Origin of the sequence: Marinomonas sp. TI.3.20, from assembly GCF_038155025.1 — a bacterium.
GTDB lineage: Bacteria > Pseudomonadota > Gammaproteobacteria > Pseudomonadales > Marinomonadaceae > Marinomonas > Marinomonas flavescens.
Map to the genome: position 1 here is coordinate 81556 of NZ_JBAKAS010000001.1, position 22598 is coordinate 104153.

17 protein-coding genes are annotated in these 22598 nt (G+C 42.0%); 12 read left to right on the forward strand and 5 right to left on the reverse strand.

Going from position 1 to position 22598, the window contains the following annotated elements:
- The first annotated feature begins 36 nt into the window (after positions 1–36).
- Complete coding sequence (locus V6259_RS00390; protein ID WP_341582895.1) at positions 37–1749, forward strand: sensor domain-containing diguanylate cyclase; 1713 nt, start codon at positions 37–39, stop codon at positions 1747–1749.
- Between the two features lie 114 nt (positions 1750–1863).
- On the opposite strand, the gene V6259_RS00395 is transcribed toward V6259_RS00390, so the two are convergent.
- Positions 1864–2670 carry an AraC family transcriptional regulator gene (locus V6259_RS00395; protein WP_341582896.1) on the reverse strand — a complete coding sequence of 269 codons (807 nt, stop codon included), beginning with the start codon at positions 2668–2670 and terminating at the stop codon, positions 1864–1866.
- 85 nt (positions 2671–2755) lie between these two features.
- Here V6259_RS00395 and V6259_RS00400 point away from each other — a divergent pair, with 85 nt between their 5' ends.
- Positions 2756–3958, forward strand: coding sequence for an MFS transporter (locus tag V6259_RS00400; RefSeq protein ID WP_133012574.1), 1203 nt, complete (start codon positions 2756–2758; stop codon positions 3956–3958).
- A gap of 121 nt (positions 3959–4079) precedes the next feature.
- Positions 4080–6065, forward strand: a complete 1986-nt coding sequence (locus tag V6259_RS00405; protein WP_341582897.1) for an LTA synthase family protein — start codon at positions 4080–4082, stop codon at positions 6063–6065.
- Positions 6066–6141: 76 nt separating this feature from the next.
- Here V6259_RS00405 and V6259_RS00410 read toward each other — a convergent pair whose 3' ends face one another.
- Both V6259_RS00410 and V6259_RS00415 read right to left on the reverse strand, forming a co-directional pair.
- Positions 6142–8007, reverse strand: coding sequence for an ATP-binding protein (locus V6259_RS00410; RefSeq protein ID WP_341582898.1), 1866 nt, complete (start codon positions 8005–8007; stop codon positions 6142–6144).
- Complete coding sequence (locus tag V6259_RS00415; RefSeq protein WP_341582899.1) at positions 8004–10229, reverse strand: GGDEF/EAL domain-containing response regulator; 2226 nt, start codon at positions 10227–10229, stop codon at positions 8004–8006. The genes V6259_RS00410 and V6259_RS00415 overlap by 4 nt, the downstream gene beginning before the upstream one ends.
- Before the next feature lie 231 nt (positions 10230–10460).
- Between V6259_RS00415 and gmk the strand changes: the two genes are divergently transcribed.
- From gmk to V6259_RS00435, 4 genes are all read left to right on the forward strand, one after another.
- On the forward strand, positions 10461–11084 hold the full coding sequence (gmk, locus tag V6259_RS00420; protein ID WP_133012577.1) for a guanylate kinase: 624 nt from the start codon (positions 10461–10463) through the stop codon (positions 11082–11084).
- A gap of 58 nt (positions 11085–11142) precedes the next feature.
- On the forward strand, positions 11143–11367 hold the full coding sequence (gene rpoZ, locus V6259_RS00425) for a DNA-directed RNA polymerase subunit omega (RefSeq protein ID WP_133012578.1): 225 nt from the start codon (positions 11143–11145) through the stop codon (positions 11365–11367).
- A gap of 62 nt (positions 11368–11429) precedes the next feature.
- A complete protein-coding gene (locus V6259_RS00430) occupies positions 11430–13544 on the forward strand; it encodes a RelA/SpoT family protein (protein WP_133012579.1) in 2115 nt (704 codons plus the stop codon).
- Positions 13545–13630: 86 nt separating this feature from the next.
- Positions 13631–14017 (forward strand): RidA family protein, encoded by a 387-nt coding sequence (locus V6259_RS00435; RefSeq protein ID WP_133012580.1) that lies wholly within the window; start codon positions 13631–13633, stop codon positions 14015–14017.
- Positions 14018–14075: 58 nt separating this feature from the next.
- Here the strand turns inward: V6259_RS00435 and V6259_RS00440 are convergent, their stop codons facing one another.
- On the reverse strand, positions 14076–14930 hold the full coding sequence (locus V6259_RS00440) for an NAD-dependent epimerase/dehydratase family protein (RefSeq protein ID WP_341582900.1): 855 nt from the start codon (positions 14928–14930) through the stop codon (positions 14076–14078).
- A gap of 104 nt (positions 14931–15034) precedes the next feature.
- Here V6259_RS00440 and V6259_RS00445 point away from each other — a divergent pair, with 104 nt between their 5' ends.
- Both V6259_RS00445 and recG read left to right on the forward strand, forming a co-directional pair.
- Complete coding sequence (locus V6259_RS00445) at positions 15035–15940, forward strand: hydrogen peroxide-inducible genes activator (protein ID WP_341582901.1); 906 nt, start codon at positions 15035–15037, stop codon at positions 15938–15940.
- 7 nt (positions 15941–15947) lie between these two features.
- Complete coding sequence (recG, locus tag V6259_RS00450; protein ID WP_341582902.1) at positions 15948–18029, forward strand: ATP-dependent DNA helicase RecG; 2082 nt, start codon at positions 15948–15950, stop codon at positions 18027–18029.
- 112 nt (positions 18030–18141) lie between these two features.
- Here recG and lrp read toward each other — a convergent pair whose 3' ends face one another.
- Positions 18142–18618, reverse strand: coding sequence for a leucine-responsive transcriptional regulator Lrp (gene lrp, locus V6259_RS00455; RefSeq protein WP_133012584.1), 477 nt, complete (start codon positions 18616–18618; stop codon positions 18142–18144).
- A gap of 554 nt (positions 18619–19172) precedes the next feature.
- Here lrp and V6259_RS00460 point away from each other — a divergent pair.
- The 3 genes from V6259_RS00460 to V6259_RS00470 all read left to right on the forward strand — a co-directional run bounded on the left by V6259_RS00460 (position 19173) and on the right by V6259_RS00470 (position 22585).
- A complete protein-coding gene (locus V6259_RS00460; protein WP_133012585.1) occupies positions 19173–20195 on the forward strand; it encodes an amino acid ABC transporter substrate-binding protein in 1023 nt (340 codons plus the stop codon).
- A gap of 103 nt (positions 20196–20298) precedes the next feature.
- Positions 20299–21474 carry an amino acid ABC transporter permease gene (locus V6259_RS00465; RefSeq protein WP_341582903.1) on the forward strand — a complete coding sequence of 392 codons (1176 nt, stop codon included), beginning with the start codon at positions 20299–20301 and terminating at the stop codon, positions 21472–21474.
- A gap of 10 nt (positions 21475–21484) precedes the next feature.
- Positions 21485–22585: an amino acid ABC transporter permease gene (locus V6259_RS00470; protein ID WP_341582904.1), complete on the forward strand. Its 1101-nt coding sequence runs from the start codon at positions 21485–21487 to the stop codon at positions 22583–22585.
- The last annotated feature ends 13 nt before the right edge of the window (positions 22586–22598 follow it).

Consider the following 22598-nt stretch of genomic DNA (forward strand, 5'->3'; position numbering starts at 1 on the left):
TAATTCGATCAATCACTAAGTTATGGATAATGATTAATGGACTGTGTTACTCGCCCAAATTCACTGATTTACGCATTGATTGCTTTTTGCTGTTGGCTTTTCCCTGTGGCAGCCTCTGCAGTGGTTCCCACACAGAATATTCAGAGTGATTTTACCAAGCTAGAACAGTTTCAAGTGGGCTATTTTGTCGACAAAACAGAAAAAATGTCATTGTCTGATATTGAAAAACAGCATTTTACAACGTCCTCTAATGCCATAACATTAGGCGTTACTTCCAAAACAACCTGGGTAAAAATAAAGCTTAAAAACACCAGTATTACGCCGATTAAAGTCTTCCTGCATGACCCATATGCCTATCATAACCACCTACTTGAACTCTATGAAGTTGTCGATGGGAAGCTCACAAGAAAACGTGTACTGGATATGAACCGGAAGGAAATACAACAGTGGATGTTTCACGGTACTTCTATCTTTGACATCGAATTACCGCCCCAGCAGGACAAAACATTGTTCATTAAGAACCTTGCCTTCTCCTCCCAATGGTTCAGTTTCAATTTATATAATGCTAATCAATCAAAACGAGCACTAATAGGTCAACACTCTGATATTTCTTTAATTATTGGGATGTTGCTGGCGCTTATTATTTATAACTTTCTGCTATTTTTCTCATCACGCTTAAAAGAGCACCTTTTTTATGCGTGTTATCTCATTTTTGGTGGTTGCTGGGTCGCGTTCTCGAATGGTTTATTGGCAGGTTGGTTTAATATATTCGGGGTTCACGCTCTAGACTGGAACCTATCATTAGGCGCGATGCCAATTTGTTTACTGCTGTTTATGGCTAATATTTTTGAAACCAAAAAGAAATATCCTATTGAGCATTGGGCGTTATTAGCCACTATTCTCATGTTAGTCGTCAGTACTTTCTATAGCTTATTTGATGTTATTACAGCGCTAAAATACTCAAGTACAATCGCGGCAATCATGATGGTCGTCAGCCTCTCAGTTGCGCTCTCAATGGTTATTCGTAAGCACCCGATATCCCTCTTATTTCTTACTGGGCATGTGTTTTTCGTTGCCTTTAGTACTTTAGAAGTGTTTTTCTATAAGGGTAAAGTCGAGTTTAATTACCTGAACACCCACGGTGTCGCTATTGGTATTATTCTAGAAGCCATTATGCTTTCACTCATTATTGCTTACCGTGTTCGCTCCTTAGAAAAACTCAAAGCAACCCAAGCCGAGTTGCAATTACTGGCCTCGACGGATCCATTAACCCAGCTTCTGAATCGCCGCTCTCTTGGCCTAGAAGCTAGCAAACTGCTAAGCCAAGATAAGCAAACACAATTCCCTCTTTCTGTTGCTATGCTCGACATCGACTTATTTAAAAATATCAATGACACCTACGGACACACTTTAGGCGACCAGGTCATTGTTCAGGTAGCTAATGTTCTTAGAGATCAATGCCGACGCCAGGACATTATCGCCCGTTACGGTGGGGAAGAGTTTGTTATTCTTATGCCAAAAACAGAACTAGAACACGCCCATTCATTAGCAGAACGGATTCGTCAAACATTTGAAAAAGTCAGCATTCAGAATGACCAACATCAGACGATCAATGTCACTCTTAGTGTCGGTATCTCAGAAGTAGACCCTAAAACAGCTGATCTACAAGCTGCGATTGATCGCGCTGACAAAGCCCTATACGAAGCTAAACATAGCGGACGAAACCTGTCTCTACTCTATGCTGGGTAGGTAACGGACAGATTTAGCGCACATAATATAAGATGTTGAACGTATTCTTATGTTACTCAATGATGCATGGATCTATATCATTATTCTCGGTGTCTCTAAGTTAAAATCTGTGCACTAATTTCCCCAGCGCTCCACTCGATATTGCCTTGGAGATTTACCAAGGGACTTTTTAAAAAAAGTAATAAACGCACTAACCGATTCATAACCCAACTCTTCAGAAATCGTTTGCACAGGGGTATTGATAGCTAATTTTTGCAAGGCTAAAACAATGTGTAAATGACCTCGCCATTGGCCAAAGGTAAGCTGGACATGACGCTTAACCATGCGTGCTAATGTGCGTTCGCTCATTGCAAAATCGCCGGCCCATTCACTTAACGTACGCTTTTCACTGGGATTGGCCAGTAACGCTAAGGCAAGGCGATTGAGAATCGGGTCATCTGGGATAGGGAAGTCAAATTCTTCTTTTTCTAGTGCCGCAAGTTGGTCAAGAAAAACCGTGGCCAAACGATCTGTTGCAGAACCCGCTTCGTAGTCTAATGCCAGCGTCGCTAAATGCATGGCCAACTCTCGTAATAGCGGCGTTACAGTGAGAGTACAAACGGTGTCCGGCATGACGAGAGCCGATTGGTCAACAAGCAACATACAAACATCCGCATGCGGTGATATTTGATTTCGATGCACCACCATGCTGGGAATCCATATTGCACAGCGAGGCGGAACAAGCCACATTTTGTCATTAATAAAGCTCGTCACTACACCAGTTAGAGGCAGTACTAGCTGCCCTTTTTGATGTTGATGCCATGGCGTCTCTTCAGCATGAGGAAGCGACTCAGAACGCAGAGCAAGTACTGGTTGCGGATAGTTATCTGAAAAATTCAGATCAGTCGTGAGCGGGGAAGCAATATTGTCTGTATTTAGCAATTTATTGTCCAAGTAGCTTAATTCAGCACATAGATTAGCGCATATAATAGCCCATCGACAATCTTCCAAATGTGACCATTACTCTATGAATGCTTTACGACGCCTCGCGCAGCATGACGCACTCTACTTGCTTATCTTTATTTTTCTTATCGCATTGAACTTACGCGGCCCAGTGACAGGTTTACCGCCCCTTTTGGATCGCATCAGCCAAGATTTACATCTTTCCAGTTCACAATCTGGATTATTGACCAGCTTACCTCTGCTAATTTTTGCGCTCTTCGCTCCGGTTGCCTCTTGGTTAACAAGGCACTTTCAGATTGAACGAATCTTAGCTAGCGGCGTGGGACTGATTGCTCTTGGCATGATTGCTCGCTCACTGGGTTCGCTCAGCACCTTGTACATTGGCGCAGTGCTTATCGGGGCTGGTATCGCCATCGGCAATGTTTTACTGCCAAGCTTACTAAAGCGTGAATTTCCAAATCACATCGTTCAACTTACCGCGATTTATGTCCTCATGATGAGTGTTGGAGGCTTTGTCATGTCGAGCTTTGCGGTGCCATTAAGCGAGTTTGCTGAGCAATCGGATTTTACTTTGCCAATGAGTGGTTGGTCGTTCGCACTGGCGTGCCAAGGGATCATGATTCTCTTGCCACTAGCAGTCTGGTTTACCTGTAAAATCACCCAACATCATACGCCCCAAGTAAACAGTACTGAGATATCGCCTAAACTGTGGCGCTCTGTCACCGCCTGGCAGGTAGCTGGTTTTTTAGCCTTCAACTCTTTGATTAATTACATCGTCGTCGCTTGGGTACCCTCTATTTTAGTGAGTTACGGTTACGAAGATTCAATTGCTGGTCTATATCAAGGTTACTTACAATTGGCCGGCGCCTTGCCCTCATTAATATTAGCCCCATTTATCAACCGCTTAGGAAGCCATCGTCGACTATGCTTGTTGGCTACGGGATTAACTTGGTTAAGTTTATTTGGCTTTTTATACCTCCCTAGTTGGTCTGGATTATGGGCGGTATGCTTTGGTTTTGGTGTCAGTATGGGCTTTATTTTAGGATTATCGTTTGTCGGTTTAAGGACCAGTAGCCCTAAACAAGCCGCGGCCCTCTCTGGCATGGCACAACTCATTGGCTACACTCTAGCCGCATTAGGTCCGGTGCTGATAGGCACACTTCACGATTCATATCATTCTTGGAATGCACCACTCTATGTACTTTTAGTCATTGGTTTTCTATGGATGATTTTAGGATGGTTTGCTAGCCCAAAGCCATCACAGTAGCGGATAAAAGCGTAAGAAATACTGTTTTCTTGATGATCAAAAGAGTGCTCAGTCGAAAAAAAAAGGAAGAATGCTATACTCCATTTTCTCTCCATCTTTGTAGTTTAGGAACCGACCATTCATGTACCAAACGAGAATCCGCTCGCTGTTCGCGACATTAGTGTTCCAGATAGTATATATCGTGCTGATTTTAATGGTGTCCCGCTATGCGATGTTGGCATCTTTTTCTGAACCCAGCCAACTAGCAAGCCATAGCGATGATGTACAGCGTATGTGGACTACAGGAATACGCTATGATTTACGCGTCGCGGGCATGTTAATGGTTCCTTTTGCGCTACTTGGGCTACTTATGGCTTTCAGTCAAAAAACCTGGAAGGTTATGAGAGTATGCTTGCCATGGGTGTTTGGACTGCTTGCTTTTATTGTCGCCATGGTGGCGATTAGTGACTATTACTATTATCAGACTTACCACAATACCTTTGACGTTTTTGCTTTTGGCCTTGCCGAAGATGACACAACGAGCGTGCTAGCAAATATGTGGGAAGGCTACCCTATTATTCGAGGTTTACTAGCGGCACTTGTCTTGGCATTTATTGCCGGCCGTTTAGTGAAATTCTTTATTAAAGAAAAAACACCTCACAAATGGAATGTAGGTTTTTTTGTTCTTTATGTTTTAATTTTCATTATCGTACTGGCCATTATTAGCCGCGGTAGTCTAGGAACCTTTCCTCTTAGACGAGGTAACGCACAAGTATCCCAATTGTTATTGCTCAACAAAATAACACCTAACGGTTTTATGAGTCTTAGCTGGGCTATTGATGATCACAATGAAGATTTATCGTTCTCTCCTGTCACAAAAGCCAAAGGTAAACAGCTCGAGAAAGCGCTTGGCATCAGCAGTATTATGGAAAAAACGCCTAAGAATCCTTGGCTTGCAGAGAATAAACCCAACGTTGTTATGGCATTAATGGAAAGCTTTGGCAGTAATATGCTGCAATTTGATGAGGTGGGTAAAAATGATCTATTAGGCCACCTGCGCCCTCACTTTGCCGAAGATTTCGTTTTCAAACGCTTTATATCTGAAGATAATGGTACCGCCCCTTCGTTAGCTGCAATGTTCTTTCATAGTCCAATGCAAAACATCAGCCACAGCTCAGCGCAACATACTAAGTTAAGTGGTACGCCATTCGACGTGTACAAGAAAGCCGGTTACAAGGTCATCTTTATTTCACCGGGCAATATGATGTGGCGTAACCTGGTAAATTATTTACCTGTTCAAGGGGTGGATGCCGTTTACGATCAAAACACCCTGATGAAGATGTATCCTGAATCTGCCAACGAAATCACCGATTGGGGTGTGCCTGATGACTACGCTTATCGGTTGGCCGAAAAACTGTTAAAAGAATCCAAAGGGCCTATTTTTATCAGTATTTTGACCATTACAAATCATCCACCTTATGTCACGCCTAGTCGTTACCATCCGCAACCAATAGCCATTACCCCTGAGGTAAAAAGGCATGCGGAAGCGCAAGGCCAAGAAGAGCTGAATATACAAGAAACGTATCAGTTTGCGACAGATGCTTTTGGTCAATTCATTAATGCTGTAGAGGCCTCCAACAAAGCTGATAGTACATTAATCGCCGCCACTGGAGACCACCAGATGCGACGTTTAAAAGCCTATTATCCTGAAGAGCAAATGCTTGATCGAGCAGTGCCTTTCTACCTACATATACCGAAAAAAATTCTTGATCATACGAGCTGGCGTTACGATCAAAATCGCGTTGGTTCTCATAAAGACATTTTTCCAACCCTTTATAATTTCAGCTTATCAGATACGTCTTATCAAGCCATTGCAGGGCGTAATATGCTTGCAGTAGAAGACGATAGAAGTCGAGATTTTGGCTATAATACGACCCTTTGGATTGATAATAAGGGCGCGTATCCCATGAGTGGTAAACCGGCTTTTTATCCTTGGAAAAACGATTCTGGATTAGAAGTCAAAAAACAAAGCCAAGACGTTGCACCTTTCCAGCAAGCACGTCAAAAAGCCTTACCCGCGCTATTACGCTGGCAAATTAATGCTCATATAAAAGGCTTTAAAGACTAAAAAATAGTCGTTAAAAGCGCTTAAATTCAGATAATAGATCGAATTATTAAGCGCTTTTAACTTCTTAGTTATTTGTTCATTCTCTGTTATGTATTAAGGGGATGGAAACCACAAAACTAGTGCCCTCACCTTTTTTAGACGTCACTTCGATATGGCCATTCATTAGTTGATAAACCCACTGATGAACTAGATGCAATCCAAGGCCTGTGTGTTTATCCCCTCGCCCTGTTGTTACAAAAGGGTCAAAAAGTCTATCAATAACCTCGTCAGATATTCCTTTCCCATTGTCTTCAATAGTCAACACCAGACAGCCTTCGTGGCTCTTTGCGATGAGTGTAATCGTTCCTCTCTTTACGTCTTTAAATCCGTGCTGAAGTGCATTATCAATAAAATTTTGAATGACCTGAAAAAGAATGCCAGGAAAGCCTTTCATATTTATATTTGGTTCGCATTCATGAATGATTTCAATGCCAGTATGACGTTTCAATAAAGACTTATAAACGATGAGTACATCTTTCAACACATCATTAAATAAGAAGGTCTCTATATCTTGGCCTGTCGCATCTGAGGTAATTCGCTTAAAACTTGCAACTAGGTTAACGGTTCTTGTTAAATTCTTGTTTGCTATCTCTATCGACGTCATCATGGAAGATTTACTTTTATTGGATAATTGATCTACCTCCCTATTAATTAATGCCGCTAAGGAAGAGATAGCCATCCGTACACCACCCAGCGGCGTGTTCATTTCATGAGCTAAGCCCGCAACCATCAAACCAAGAGCTGACAACTTACTTCTCTCCACTAACTCGTTTTGCAACTCGACTAATTGGCGGTTTATCTTATTAAGCTCTTCATTCGCTATTTTTAAATGTGACTTTTCTTGCTCTAGAGCAACCAATAAATCTCGGCGCTTATAAGCGTTCCCCATTTGCCACCAAACTAAAAATGACAGCACAAGAAAAGCAACACTACTCAGGGATATAATTACCCACAACAGATAGGTCCGATGCTCAGAAAGAACATGCATTTGTGAACGCGCGATAAAATATAAAGAAGAAGCCGAGCCTTCACTCAAAGCTGTCGAATCACCTTCAACCATAACTTGTTTTGAGCTCCAAACTTGCCCTTTATAAAGTAGGCTTGATAGATCACCATTAGGTAAAATGGAATTCCAAACGTCAGGGTATAAGGCTTTTAAAACGTTTTTATCTTGATCATAATTGAGAGCGTTAGCCCATTCTTGTTTAGGGTCTTTGCTAATCAGCCATTCCCCTTCAGGGTTTACAACGTCTAAATAAACTCGATTATCAGACAAGCTTCGTAGCTGACCAAATATTTGGGTTAAATTGTAGTTCACAACCAGCACACCTTTCATCTCTCGATCCAAAGAAACGGCGCCTCGTAAAGTAGGCTCAAGCGGGTGAACTATTTGATCATTTTCCATGTTCAGATCTACTGGAGAAATATAAACATAATTCCCTTTCGCCTTAGCGCCTTGCTGAAAATAATAGCGATCAGATTTATCTTGAAGTTGATCGGTAGGAACAACCGTAATTTGCCCTCCATGAGAGTTTATTCGGATAAGCTCTTTACCTTGTGGGTCAATCCAGCGAACCTGAGAAATATAAGGAGAAGTACGCGCAAATTGAGAAAAAACTTGGGTAATATCAGGTTTTCGCCAAACTGAGTTTGGCATATGGTTATGTGTCGTTGATAGTGCATAAACACTATTCCGTAAGAACAGTGTAGTGCTTCTTATATGACCTAATTCACGGCTAAAAAGAGCATTACTCTGGGAAAGTAATTCAGACTCGGTAACGGTCAACTGGGTAGTAAATCGATTTTCAAATAATCGATAATTACTCCACCCTATAAATACTATGGTTAAGAAAATGGCAGCAATAATAATAGGTACAATAATTTTTTTAGGAAAGCGAGTCATAAAGTATGACCCAAGTCCTTAGAGTATTTCTCCGCCCAGTTAACCACTTGATCTAAAGGCATGGGTCTAGAAAATAAGTAGCCTTGCCCTTGCTGGCAGCCTAATTCCGTTAATTGAGTACGCTGTGCAACCGTTTCAATACCTTCAGCAATAACCGTCAACCCTAATGCTTTGCCTAAATCGATAATCATTTTAAGGATTTGCCAATCTTTCGTGGAGTCTTCCATTCGCCAAACGAAACTGTGATCTACTTTCAACGTTGAAAGTGCCAATGTAGACAAATAGGCCAACGAAGAATAACCGGTGCCAAAATCATCAATATTTACCTTCATTCCATTGCTTTTTAGAACCTTCAGCTGCTTACAGATTGTGGCTTTTTCTTCTATGAGTTGGCTTTCTGTCAACTCTAATTCAATTAGCTGAGGGTCAATCTCTAGATCATGAAGAAGTGCGGCTAAATGTTCGAAGTAATCAGGACGAACGACTTCACTGCCGGTAACGTTGACGGAAATAGGAACAATAATGCCCTCCTTCACTAGTGCTTTTACCGCAAGACAAGAACGGCGCATAATATTCTGATCCAACTTACCAATCAGCCCACAACTCTCAGCGAGTGCAATAAATTGGTCAGGTGGAATAAAATTTCCGCTATGATGTTGCCAACGCGCCAATGCTTCAAATCCTACTAACTCGCCATGTTCTAAAGATACTTTAGGTTGAAGATAAATCTCAATTTGATCGTTAATCACGGCCTCACGTAAGTCTGTGAGTAACGCGTAACGGTCAATAATCGCACTGGCGAGTTTTTCACAATAAACCAAAAATGACAGGCCTTTTCTTCTCGCTTGCTCCAGCGCACTTTCTCCGGCACTAATAATTTGCTCTGCCTCATAGTGTTTAAATTGGTCTATTTCAATAGAACCAATAATAACATCGACGGTGTGTGTGGCATTTTCAATATTCAAACTTGCGTGGATAATTGGCTCTAAAGACTTTTCATCATAAACTTGGCTTGCATACACCAACACAGCCAAAGTATCTCGCTCAACTAAAACGATGTGAATCGTGTCGGTAAAATAGCTATGCAGATGACTACACAGTGATTTAATCAGTTGATCCACAAATTTTGAACCAAACACCATCTCTGTATGAGCTAAGTCTTCTAAATGCAGCATGAGTAGTTTTGCACAAGGTATGTCTACTGGTGACATATTTTTAATTTCACGAGTTAGCCAGTTCTTATTATGCAAACCAGAAGTAGGATCAAAATACGCTAGCTCTGTTAATTTACTGTGCAGTGCTACATTACGAAATCCAACGTTGATGTTTTCGCACATGACTTGCAGCAAATTTAATTCGTTTGGCAATAACGCTCGATCTAATTTTACCAAGGAGATACACACTCTTTCTTCCAGCTCTTTATTTGAAAACAACAAAATAGAGTAGCCTTCAATAAACACATGCTTCTTTTCTTTGCATGCATCTGAAATAGACTGCAATAGGAAGTGATCATCAAAAACATTACCTAGCTTTTGTTGTGCATAACCTGATAACTCGCCGCTCGCCGCGACAATAATAGCTTGCTCGATTTCACCGTCAGCGGTATCCGAAAAACAGACAATGCCACCTTTTTTGATATTCAGTAACTGGGAGACTTCTTCTAAAATTGACCGAGTGTAACCAAGAATATCGCGTTTGGTAGCCAGCCTTTGACTCGATTCGATAAGCATCTGCATACCATGTCGGGCTTCTTTCATGTCTTTTAAGTGATGCCAGGTACGAAGGTTACTTAAAATAATGGTTTGCAGGTGATCCTGCGTCAGGTCAGGCTTACTCCAATAATCATCGATATCATAACGGTTCATAATATCATCAGCTGGCGCCGAACCCGGTTGACCTGTTAACAGCACAATCCGAACCAAATCATTGCCTATGCCATCTCGGATAGTGTCAATTAAACGCAACCCTGCATCGTCTGTTTCCATAATAACGTCAAGAAGAATAACGCTAATGTCCGGATTCATCGCGATTATGACGCCCGCCTGAGCAGCTGAATTAGCCGTCAAAATCTCGACATCTTTACCATCATAATTCAATGTCGATAAGGCATTAATTAATGCGTCTTGATAATCTTGATCATCCTCAACAGATAAAACTTTACAAGTATCAACCCGTGATTCAAATATCGACATGTTCTGTTGATCGTGCGGCTTAACATTCATATAACGGCTCTTCCTTGCATCATAAGTCTGCTGTTTTTTTCTTACTTCAAGCTTAGATCTATCTCTTTGCTTTTGCCCAAATCAATCTCGTGTTAGTACATTTTTATACCAGCATAGCGTGACTTAATATATAGACTTATTTCACTAAACAGAACATAAGCGAAAAGATGTATACCATGATACAATCTCGAAACTTTATTTCGACTAATCTCAACTAGGTTTAAAGGTTTTATGGATCTACACACGGGCAACTTATTTATCCTTTCTGCACCTTCTGGGGCTGGTAAATCTTCTTTGTATAAAGCGTTACTAAAAGCGGATGATAAGGTTCGTATTTCCATCTCTCATACAACAAGAGCGGCGAGAACCGGCGAAGAACATGGCCGTGAATATTTTTTCACGGAAGATGAAGACTTTTTGGATATGATTGCTGAAGATGCCTTTTTTGAACATGCCCAAGTGTTTGATAATTACTATGGCACATCCAAAGCTTCCATTTTCAATATGCTTGAGCAAGGCTTGGATGTCATTCTAGAAATTGATTGGCAAGGCGCTCGACAAGTACGTCAACAGTATCCAAATGCGATTGGTATTTTTATATTACCACCGTCTTTAGCGGTACTAGAAGAACGTCTTCGCGACCGAGGTACAGACAGTGAAGAAGTAATTCAAAGACGCATGAGTAAAGCAGTAAACGAAATATCACACTATAATGAATATGATTTTGTCATTATAAATGATGACTTTGATATGGCTTTGGCACAAATGAAGTCGATTTTTACCGCAATGCGTTCAAAAAACACAGTAATGAAACAAAAATATGGCAATCTTATCAATGATCTCTTGTCATTATAATAAGCCGTTAAGTAGAATTACATTTGCATAAATAGCTAACCGCAATACAGAGGTCAAAATGGCTCGAGTTACCGTAGAAGATTGTTTAGAAAACGTTGATAACCGCTTTGAATTAGTCATGGTGGCATCAAAACGCGCACGCCAGCTAGCAACCGGTGGTGAAGAAGCAAAAGTAGCTATCGAAGACGATAAAGTGACAGTTGTTGCTTTGCGTGAAATTGCTGCAGATTTGATTAACGCTAAAAACGTTGATCTTCAAAAGCAACCTATTCACGAGTTCTAATATTGATGGTGTCGCTCATACCACTGCCGTTGTACTTCTTATTTATTGTTGTGAGGTGAGCGATGTATACCATTGAAGATCTAGCACTGACATTAAGTCAGTATTTACCATACGAGCAAATTGCTCAGGTAAAGCGTGCTTACTATTACGCAGAGCAAGCCCATGATGGGCAATGGCGTAAAAGTGGCGAACCTTATGTTACCCATCCGCTTGCCGCCGCCGAAATTCTTGCCGAATTACGCATGGACAGCGAAGGGTTAACAGCAGCACTTCTTCATGACGTTATCGAAGACACAGGCATTAGCCGTGAAGCGCTAACTGAGCAGTTTGGAGAAGGCGTTGCCAGTTTGGTTGACGGTGTTAGTAAGCTGACACATCTTGAATTCAACAGCCAAATTGAAAAACAAGCTCATAACTTCCAGAAAATGGCCATGGCCATGGCAGATGACATTCGAGTCATTCTCGTCAAACTGGCGGACCGTTTACACAATATGCGTACGCTGAACTCCATGCCAGCGCACAAAAAACGTCGTATTGCTCGTGAAACCCTAGATATTTATGCACCCATTGCTAACCGTTTAGGTATGTACAATGTGCGTGTTTCCTTAGAATCTCTCGCTTTTGAAGCCTATTACCCTATGCGTGCTCGCATGCTGCAACGGGCCATTAACAAAAAATATGGCCACCGCAGTAAAGACACCGAAAAGCTTGAAGATTTTATCCGCTCCGAACTAGCCGCCGATTATATCGACGCACACATCAGTGTAAGAGAAAAACACATCTACAGCATTTATCAAAAGATGAGCAAGAAACATCGCTCTCTCGATGAAATTATGGATGTGTTGGGTGTTCGTATTGTTACTGATCGTCACGATAGTTGTTATCGTATATTGGGAACAATCCACTCATTATTTAAGCCCATCGAAGGTCGTTTTAAAGACTATATTGCGGTTCCAAAATCCAATGGTTATCAGTCATTACACACGACTGTAGTGGGCCACAATGGTCTGCCAATGGAAGTTCAAATCCGTACAGAAGAGATGGATTTAGTTGCCAATAATGGTATCGCGGCGCATTGGGCTTATAAATTCAATGGCAATTCCGCAATACCAAGCAATCATGATCGTGCGACCAAATGGGTGAAAAGTCTGCTGGAAATTCAGCAGAAAACAGGCAACCCAATGGAGTTTGTTGATAACGTCAAAAGTGACTTATTTCCAGACGAAGTGTATGTATTTACACCAAAAGGCCAGATCATTGAATTACCATCTGGCGCAACGCCTGTTGATTTTGCTTATGGTGTACACACAGAAATAGGCAACACTTGTATTTCATGTCGTATAAATCGACGACTTGCACCATTAAGTACGCAACTAGAAAGTGGTCAAACGGTCGAAATCATCAGTGCTAAAAATGCCCAGCCAAACGTCGCTTGGTTAAGTTTTGCGATTACTGGTAAAGCACGAACCAATATCCGTCATTATCTCAAAGACAAGCAGCGTGAAAATGCCATTTCCATTGGTCATCGTTTGCTAACTCGTTCTTTGAATGCTTTTAAAACGAATATTGAAGAACTAACAACAGAACAGATCAATCAAGTCCTGATACAGCATCAACTCACCTCATTAGAGGATTTGCTTGAATCCATTGGCAAGGGCCGACACGTCGGCTACTTGGTTGCCAGAGAATTGTTCCCTGATTACGATGAAAAAACCTTGGTGACACCGAAATCCTTTAAGGTAAACGGCTCCGAAGGCATGCTAATTTCTTATGCCAAGTGTTGCTCACCAATTCCTGGAGACCCAATTGTCGGCTACGTCCAAGTAGACAAAGGCATTGTTATTCATCACTTAAATTGCCCAAATATTCAAGATCATCTAGCCAATCCTGAACGCTTTATTCGTATGGCTTGGGGTAAAGACATTGAAGAAGACCTCAATATTAACCTAATCGTTAGCTACATAAACGAACGTGGAGCCGTGGCGAAAATTGCCAGTTCCATCAGTGATACAGATTATCAAGTCTCTAACTTAGACATCATTGAACGTGGCCGCGTAAGTCGACTTCGCCTAAGTATTACTATCTCTAGCCGTGTTGGCTTGGCTGATGTAATGCGTCGCATTAAAGCCGTTCGTTGTGTTGAAAAAGTCTCGCGTGAGACCATTGTTGGTCGTTAAATAATTATTGAGTAATATTTACATTTAAACCTGTCGCAGCATAAAAATGCTGCGGTGACATAACTTTTGAAATGGGATTTAGTATCATGGCAAAACAAATAATTCATACGGACAAAGCACCTGCTGCAATCGGTCCATATTCTCAAGCGGTTCGTGCTGGCAATACCGTTTATATTTCTGGTCAGATTCCTTTAGTCGCTGAAACGATGGAAGTCATCAGCGAAGACATCGTTGACCAAACAACACAAGTATTCAAAAATCTTCAAGCAGTTTGTGAAGCGGCTGGTGGTTCTTTAGAAGATATCGTGAAATTTAATATTTTCATGACTGATCTAGGCAATTTCGCGACAGTGAACGAAGTAATGACTCAGTTCGTTAAACAACCTTACCCTGCTCGTGCCGCAATGGGTGTTCGCGCTTTGCCTAAAGGCGTTCAGGTTGAGATCGAAGGCATCATGGTACTTGAAGACTAATTATCTGTTTTCAGTACATGTAAGATAATTTGAAAAGAGGCGCTCGACGCCTCTTTTTTTATTTATAACTTAATTCATCTTGATAAGACTTAACTAACTCTAGATACCCACTGACGTAGCTTGGGTAATCGAAACAAAAGCCCGTCTCCTTTAACGCCCGATTATCAATACGTTTCCCAGACTGCGGAATAAAGGCATTCACATCATTAGGAATGTTTGCTTCAACACCCAGTAATTTAGCAATGCACAACTTAACTTCCCACATAGACACCGGCGTATCGTCAGTCACGTTGTAATGATTCGCTAATACGACTCCGCTAAGCGCATTTTCAGCCAAATGACACAAAGCACGAACCACATCGTGGCGATGAACTCGATTGGTCCAGCTATTCGCTTCCCATACTTCATCAGACATGACTTTAGTCAGCATCCGATAGCGGCCTGGTCCATAAATCCCAGAGCAACGTACAGCGATTGAGGGCAATACTTTTGCTAACGCGGTTTCTGTTTCTAACAATATGCTCGCAGTTGCCTTGCTCTCCTTTGGCACGGTTTCACTATCAATCCATTCGCCTTGGCTCTGACCATAAACACTGGTGCTAGAGACAAATATGATCTGGGGCTGAGTCGCTTGATAGCGCTGAATAAGACGTTGAGCCGTATTATAGTAAGCGGCACGATACCCCTCTGGGCTTCTGTTTGCGGGTGTCATAATCAGAAAAATCAGCTCAACCTCTGGCAACTTGTCATCTTCAAGCTCTGTGATATCGCCTGTTATTCCTTGTACACCTTGAGGAAAAACAGTACCCGAACGACGAATACCGTAAACGCGGTCACCTCTTTCAATAAAATAAGGAGCAATACCCGCCCCTAAATCACCACATCCTGCGATTAGAATTCGTTTCGGACTCATGAGAACCTCTTTAAGTAATAAAAGCGCAAACTGGATTAACCGATTCACTTTATCAAAATTTGTATTATCATAGTTATTAACAATGATTAGGTTGAGGGCACGTTATGACACTAACTGAATTAAAGTACGTGGTTATGCTGGCACAAGAACAACATTTTGGTCATGCCGCTGAAAAATGCCACGTTTCTCAACCAACGCTAAGTGTTGCCGTTAAAAAGCTCGAAGAAGAGCTGGGTGCTGCTATTTTCGAACGCAGTAAAAGCTCGGTGTATATTACGCCTATTGGCGAGCAAATTGTTACCCAAGCGAAACGCGTTCTTGAGCAAGCCAACACCATTAAAGAGCTAGCCTCATCTGGTCACAACCAGCTTAAAGGCCCGATCAAGATTGGCTCGATTTTTACCATTGCTCCTTATCTTTTCCCTTCAATGATTCCTAGTTTACGTAAAATAACGAACGACATGCCTCTTATCATTGAAGAAGATCTGACTGAAAACTTGCGACCTAAACTGCGCAATGGCGAACTGGATGCGATAATAATCGCCCTTCCATTCCACGAACCAGATGTAGTGACACAACCGATTTATGAAGAAGAGTTTGTCGTATTAATGCCCAAAGATCACTTGTGGACTAAGCTAACTCACATCAATACCGATCAACTTTCTAGCGATAACTTACTACTACTTGGTAAGGGGCATTGCTTCAGCGAGCAAGTATTAGAAGCCTGCCCTTTAGCAAACGAAGGGGGACATAGCGAAGGGCGCACCATAGTCAATGGCAGCTCTCTTGAAACTATTCGCTACATGGTAGCATCTGGTCTAGGCGTTACCGTTTTACCTAAATCGGCCGTCATGCACATCGATCATTCACTATTGGAAGTTCGACCTTTTACAGCACCTGCGCCTAAACGCACTGTGGCACTTGCGTGGCGTGCTAGCTATCCACGTCCGAATGCCATTGAAGCGGTAAGCCAGTCGATCCGCGAAGCCAGCAAGAAGTTGGATCTTTAGGCTCATTATGATAGATGATCTCGACACACAAGATGTTAGAGAACTAAAAGGTGTTGGCGATGCCATGGCTGAGAAGCTAGCAAAGCTGCACCTAAATACGGTACAAGACTTACTTTTTCATCTGCCTATTCGCTACCAAGACAGAACCCGCGTTGTGCCAATCGGCCAATTACGCTTCGGAGACGAAGCGGTTATTGAAGGCATATCAACTGGCTGTGAAATAAAAATGGGCAAACGTCGCAGCTTAGTGTGCCGAATTAAAGACGCTACAGGAACCTTGTGCCTGCGTTTCTTTCACTTCTCAGCAGCACAAAAAAAACAACTTGAGTCTGGAACGCGCATTCGATGTTTTGGTGAAATACGCCGTGGCAGTACCGGATTCGAAATATACCATCCCGAATATAAAACGATCAACGACGATGATACTCATTCAGGTAGCGACCAGCTGACGCCAATTTACCCTTTAACTGAAGGCATTACTCAAGCCAAGATACGCACACTTTGCGAACAAGCTTTAGAGCGCCTTACGCCATACAATCTAAAAGAATGGCTACCCGATAGCATTCGTCAGCAATTTGGCCTTCCCCCACTAGATGATGCGATTCGTTTTCTCCATCATCCAACAACTGACGCAAACCTAGAGCAGTTAAAAGCAGGTGCTCATCCAGCACAATACCGTCTCTCTTTTGAAGAACTAATGGCTCATCAACTGTCTTTGATTGGTAAAAAAATTAAAGCAAAAGAAGATAAGGCCATTCAGGTTGTTGAGTCAGGTCAACTTGCTCAGGGGTTATTAGAACAACTTCCTTTTTCGCCAACCAATGCGCAGCAGCGTGTTTTTCGTGAAATATTATCCGACCTAAAATCTGGACATCCTATGCTCCGTCTTGTTCAAGGAGACGTTGGATCAGGTAAAACCCTTGTCGCTGCATTAGCAGCTGCCGCCGTAGTAGATGCCGGCTACCAAGTGGCGATTATGGCACCAACAGAAATTCTCGCCGAGCAGCACCTCGCTAACTTTACTCATTGGTTTACTCCGCTTAACTTAAAAGTCGCTTGGATGGCTGGCAAACTAAAAGGCAAAGCACGCGAAGCAGAGCTTGAAGACATCGCTTCGGGAGCCGCTCATATCATTGTTGGCACACATGCCTTGTTCCAAGAAAATGTCCATTTCGATCGCTTAGCACTCGCGGTGATAGATGAGCAACATCGCTTTGGCGTTCATCAACGTATGGCGTTACGCGAAAAAGGCTTAAAACAAGGCTTTCAACCTCATCAGCTTATTATGACCGCTACCCCTATTCCTCGCACACTGGCCATGTCAGCCTATGCAGATTTAGACTGTTCAATCATCGACGAACTGCCCCCAGGAAGAACACCTGTAAACACCATAGTGGTATCAGATCAACGTCGTAGCGAAGTGATTGAGCGGGTAAAAGTAGCCTGCCAAGAAGGCAAACAAGTATATTGGGTTTGTACTCTCATTGAAGAATCAGAGGCGCTGCAATGCCAAGCAGCAGAAGACACAGCTATTTTATTAGAAGAACAGCTAACTGGACTTAATATAGGCTTAGTTCATGGACGGCTTAAATCGACAGAAAAAGCCGATATTATGGCGCGATTCAAAGCAAATGACATTCAGTTACTGGTTGCAACAACCGTCATTGAAGTTGGGGTAGACGTGCCTAATGCCAGCTTAATGATTATCGAAAACCCTGAACGCTTAGGCTTAGCTCAGCTACATCAGTTACGAGGCCGAGTAGGTCGTGGCCAAACGGCCAGTCACTGTGTGCTTTTATATAAGGCTCCTTTAGGGCAGCAAGGAAAAGAGCGCTTATCTACTATGAGAGAAACCAGTGACGGCTTTAAGATCGCCGAAAAAGACTTAGAGTTACGCGGCCCTGGCGAATTACTAGGCACCAGACAGACAGGCCTTTGGGAATTCAAGGTTGCTGATTTACAGAGAGATAAAGCATTGTTAGACGATGTTCAAAAAGCGGCCACTCTGCTCCATCAGCATTATCCAGAATGTATATCACCCTTGCTTTTGCGGTGGTTACCAAATCATAGCCAATATTTAAACGTATAGCTTCTTTTAGACAGCTCAAAAAAAAGGCGTTAGATTGCTCCAACACCTTTTTTAATTTTGCCTATCAGCACTGCTATCGATCAGCGCTTCTATCTATTAAAAACTTGATAAGCTACGGGATGCTAACCACAGTCGTATTTTTCACTTCTTCCATGGCGACATAGGTACGAGATTCTCTTACATGCGGCAAGGTTAGTAATGTTTCACCAAGCAGCAACCGATAAGAATCCATATTAGACACTCGCGCTTTCAATAAATATTCAAAATCACCAGCGATCAAATGACATTCAAGAATTTCAGGTATTTCTGTGACCGCGGTTTTAAATTCGTTAAAACCTTCAGGAGATGTCGTTTTTAAACGAATTTCTACGAATACCAGTAAGCCAGCATCCACCTTTTTAGGGTCAACTAACGCACAATAGCCCGTAATATAACCATTACGTTCTAGACGTCGTACACGCTCTAAACACGGAGTCGCGCTCAAGCCTACACGACTGGCTAATTCAACGTTCGACAAACGTCCGTTGACCTGCAGTTCCCGCAGAATTTTTTTATCTAAACGATCAAGCGGCTTAGTTGAGTTGTCCATTCGAAATGGATCTCCTTTGTCACACTAAAGTATTGTTAAGTCTATCATGTAGATACTAAATTATGGGGAGCACTTTTTATAAAATATTTCTGTTGTTTGATGACTAAAATATAGCGAGTCATTATTAGAACAGAATGGATATTTTGCACTGATATGGTGCTTTTTACGTTATCTTACGAATTGCTTCCTTATTTTACACTTCCTGATGCACTAATAGGTAACATAATCGTCAATTGGATAATCTAGATTATTACTTTTAAACATAAATTGGATATTTTTTATACACGATTTTGCTAAAAACGGCTCACCTTGCAAAAATTAAGCATTAAAAAAGTCATTTATAGCATTTTACCCTTGACTAGAAGCTATAAACAGTCATTCTATTAGACATTGCAGCGTTCTTTCAGAAGAATATTCTGCATCTAATGATACAAAAAAAATAAATAATCATATTGTTGGCAATATTTTTGCATTATTTTCATTCAAGTCCAAGACTTACAAAGAGTGAAAAGACAAACAACACACACAAAAGAAATGCCTGGGAGGCTAAATCAATGAAATCGAACGTTTGTAAACTATTCGCAATGGCTGCTGTCACTGCAGCAATCAGCACGGCTGCTGCTGCTGGCACACTAGATGACGTTAAAGCAAAAGGTTTCGTACAATGTGGCGTAAGCCAAGGCGTACCAGGATTTTCAAATGCTGATGATAAAGGTAACTGGACTGGTATCGATGTAGACGCATGTCGTGCCGTAGCCGCTGCCATCTTCAATGACCCACAAAAAGTCAAGTTCACTCCTCTTTCTGCTAAAGAACGTTTCACCGCACTACAGTCAGGTGAAATTGACATTCTTTCTCGTAACACAACATGGACTTACACTCGCGATGTTGCGCTAGGTCTTGACTTCACAGCAACCAATTTTTATGACGGCCAAGGCTTCATCGTACATAAAGAGCTAGGTGTAAAATCTGCATTAGATCTTGATGGCGCTACCGTTTGTACTGAGCAAGGTACAACAACAGAATTAAACATGGCGGATTTCTTCCGCAAACACAAAATGTCTTACGTTCCTGTTATCGTCCAAAAAGCAGACGAAGCTGTCGCAGCCTATGCATCAGGTCGTTGTGATGTATTTACGACGGATAAATCTGGTCTTGCCGCTTGGCGTACTAAGATGAAAAATCCTAAAGACAACATAATCCTTCCGGAAACTATTTCTAAAGAACCACTAGGTCCTGTTGTTCGTCACGGCGACAACCAGTGGAAAGATTTGGTTACTTGGGTAATGTTTGTTCAGGTTAACGCTGAAGAAATGGGCATTTCATCTAAAAACGTAGCGCAAATCAAAGCTGACTCTAAAGACCCATCTGTTCGCCGTCTATTAGGCGCTGAAGGTGACATGGGTAAAGATCTAGGTCTTAGCGCTGATTGGGCTTACAACGTTATCGCAAAAGTAGGTAACTACGGTGAAGAATTCGACCGTAACGTAGGTAAAGATTCTCCTCTAGATCTTCCTCGTGGCCTAAACAATCTTTGGAACAACGGCGGCATCATGTACGCGCCACCAGTTCGTTAATATAGTATTAAATAACTTCGTTTAGTTATTTCCCAGCAGCAAAACTCGCTGCTGGGAATTTTCCCTTCCTTATCCATCTGACGAGCAGTTTGCCTGAACCAAGATGAGCGATATTAAAAAACCTACTAAAAAAAGCTTTTTGTACGATGCGGGAACACGTTCCATCATCTTCCAAATTTTGCTTTTAGCCCTTGTTGTCTTTGTTTGTTATTACTTATTTAGTAACTTACAAGCCAACCTAGATAACCGCGGAATTTCTACTGGTTTCTCTTTTTTGAATCAACCAGCTGGCTTTCCAATCCTTATTCACCTTATTAGTTATACTGAAGCCGATACTTACGGGCGCGCATTCCTCGTCGCTTTAATCAATACTTTTGTTATTTCTATTCTCGGCATCTTCTTTGCGACCATCATTGGCGTCGTTATGGGCCTGGCCCGTTTATCAAAAAACTGGTTAGTCGCACGTTTAGCAACGGTATACATTGAAACGTTGCGGAACATTCCACTCTTACTACAAATATTCTTTTGGTATTTTGCCGTATTAGCCGCATTACCCAGCCCAAAACAAAGTTATGAATTTGCCGATTTTTTCTTGAATAAACGCGGTATTTATTCTCCAAATCCAATCACACAAGATGGCTTTGGTATCGCAATTATGGGCTTTATACTGTCTATTTTTGCCGCTATTGCACTGATTGTATGGGCGAAAAAACGTCAAACTAGAACGGGACTTTGGTTCCCTGCCTATTGGTCTGCTCTTGGTACTATTGTGGTGATTACCTTTATTGCCTTTGCCGTTGCAGGATTCCCACTAGAGTTCGACCTTCCTGTAAAAAGTCGTTTTAACGTTACTGGTGGGATGGTATTGCCTCCAGAGTTTGTTGCCGTGCTTATTGCACTGTCTACTTATACCGCCTCTTTCATTGCAGAAATTGTACGTGCTGGTATTTTGTCCGTCAGTTGGGGACAAACGGAAGCCGCTCGTTCACTAGGTCTTAGTGACAACATAACTCAGCGTTTAGTGGTTTTGCCGCAAGCATTGCGAGTCATGATTCCACCACTAACTAGTCAGTATTTAAACTTGGCGAAAAACTCATCTTTGGGTGCTGCCGTTGCTTATCCTGAATTGGTTGCGGTTGTGATGGGCACAACGCTTAATCAAACGGGTCAAGCAATTGAAACCATTGGTCTATGTATGCTGGTATACGGAACCTTGAGTTTAACTATCTCATTGTTCATGAACTGGTATAACAAAAAAATGTCTCTCATCGAGCGCTAGGAGGTAGAACATGGCTATCGTATTTAAACCATCACCCAGCCTCCCACCACCATCTACTTCGGTGGGTGCTGTTGCTTGGGTTCGACAAAACTTATTATCGTCACCGCTGAATATTATTTTAACGATGCTCAGCTTGTACATAATGTACTTAACTATTCCTCCTCTAATCGAATGGGGAATCATAAATGCAACCTGGACAGGATCATCCAGAGCGGCTTGTACTGGTACTGGTGCATGTTGGGCGTTTGTTAATACACGCTTTGATCAGTTTATGTATGGACTGTATCCCAGCGAAGAAACGTGGCGGATTAATTTAGCGGCAATTTTGATTGTTCTATTAGTCGGTATGTTTTCCATCAAGATGATCAGCAAACTGTACCTATCAATCACCATTACCATTATTTATCCGATTGTTGCGTATTTCCTATTTGCTGGCGGTATTTTCGGTTTAGAGCCTGTCGAAACGTCTCGTTGGGGCGGTCTTTTTCTGACTGTCTTGTTGGGTACTATTGGTATTGTCGCCTCTTTCCCGCTAGGTATTTTACTAGCGTTAGGACGTCGTTCTAATATGCCGATTGCAAAATCTATCTGCATTATTTTTATCGAAACTATCCGAGCGGTACCATTAATCACCATTATGTTTATGGCATCGGTTATGATCCCGCTGTTTCTGCCAGACGGCTTGAACTTCAACAAACTACTACGTGTCTTGATCGGTATTACCCTGTTCTCTGCTGCTTATATGGCCGAGGTGATTCGGGGCGGCTTACAGGCTATTCCAAAAGGTCAGTACGAAGCCGCTGATGCAATGGGGCTTACTTATTGGAAATCCATGATATTAGTAATTTTGCCACAAGCGTTGAAATTGGTAATTCCTGGTATTGTAAACACCTTTATCGGCCTGTTTAAAGACACCACCTTGGTTTACATCGTTGGTATGTTTGATTTGTTGGGCATTATACAGCTCGCCAATCACGATACTAAATGGCTAGGAACCACCATCGAAGGTTATGTTTTCGCCGCTTTCGTTTACTGGATTTTCTGCTTTGGTATGTCACGTTACAGCATGGCAATCGAACGCAAATTAGAAACCGGTCACAAGCGAAATTAGTTAAGAATTTGAG

Excerpts from the sequence above, each read along its gene's own strand:
- V6259_RS00390 (WP_341582895.1), top strand. The coding sequence starts at position 37 with ATGGACTGTGTTACTCGCCCAAATTCACTGATTTACGCATTGATTGCT.
- V6259_RS00415 (WP_341582899.1), bottom strand. The coding sequence starts at position 10,229 with ATGAATGTTAAGCCGCACGATCAACAGAACATGTCGATATTTGAATCA.
- V6259_RS00445 (WP_341582901.1), top strand. The coding sequence starts at position 15,035 with ATGACACTAACTGAATTAAAGTACGTGGTTATGCTGGCACAAGAACAA.
- lrp (WP_133012584.1), bottom strand. The coding sequence starts at position 18,618 with ATGGACAACTCAACTAAGCCGCTTGATCGTTTAGATAAAAAAATTCTG.
- V6259_RS00405 (WP_341582897.1), top strand. The coding sequence starts at position 4,080 with ATGTACCAAACGAGAATCCGCTCGCTGTTCGCGACATTAGTGTTCCAG.
- V6259_RS00410 (WP_341582898.1), bottom strand. The coding sequence starts at position 8,007 with ATGACTCGCTTTCCTAAAAAAATTATTGTACCTATTATTATTGCTGCC.
- V6259_RS00470 (WP_341582904.1), top strand. The coding sequence starts at position 21,485 with ATGGCTATCGTATTTAAACCATCACCCAGCCTCCCACCACCATCTACT.
- V6259_RS00440 (WP_341582900.1), bottom strand. The coding sequence starts at position 14,930 with ATGAGTCCGAAACGAATTCTAATCGCAGGATGTGGTGATTTAGGGGCG.
- gmk (WP_133012577.1), top strand. The coding sequence starts at position 10,461 with ATGGATCTACACACGGGCAACTTATTTATCCTTTCTGCACCTTCTGGG.
- V6259_RS00430 (WP_133012579.1), top strand. The coding sequence starts at position 11,430 with ATGTATACCATTGAAGATCTAGCACTGACATTAAGTCAGTATTTACCA.
- V6259_RS00435 (WP_133012580.1), top strand. The coding sequence starts at position 13,631 with ATGGCAAAACAAATAATTCATACGGACAAAGCACCTGCTGCAATCGGT.
- recG (WP_341582902.1), top strand. The coding sequence starts at position 15,948 with ATGATAGATGATCTCGACACACAAGATGTTAGAGAACTAAAAGGTGTT.
- V6259_RS00460 (WP_133012585.1), top strand. The coding sequence starts at position 19,173 with ATGAAATCGAACGTTTGTAAACTATTCGCAATGGCTGCTGTCACTGCA.
- V6259_RS00465 (WP_341582903.1), top strand. The coding sequence starts at position 20,299 with ATGAGCGATATTAAAAAACCTACTAAAAAAAGCTTTTTGTACGATGCG.
- V6259_RS00400 (WP_133012574.1), top strand. The coding sequence starts at position 2,756 with ATGAATGCTTTACGACGCCTCGCGCAGCATGACGCACTCTACTTGCTT.
- rpoZ (WP_133012578.1), top strand. The coding sequence starts at position 11,143 with ATGGCTCGAGTTACCGTAGAAGATTGTTTAGAAAACGTTGATAACCGC.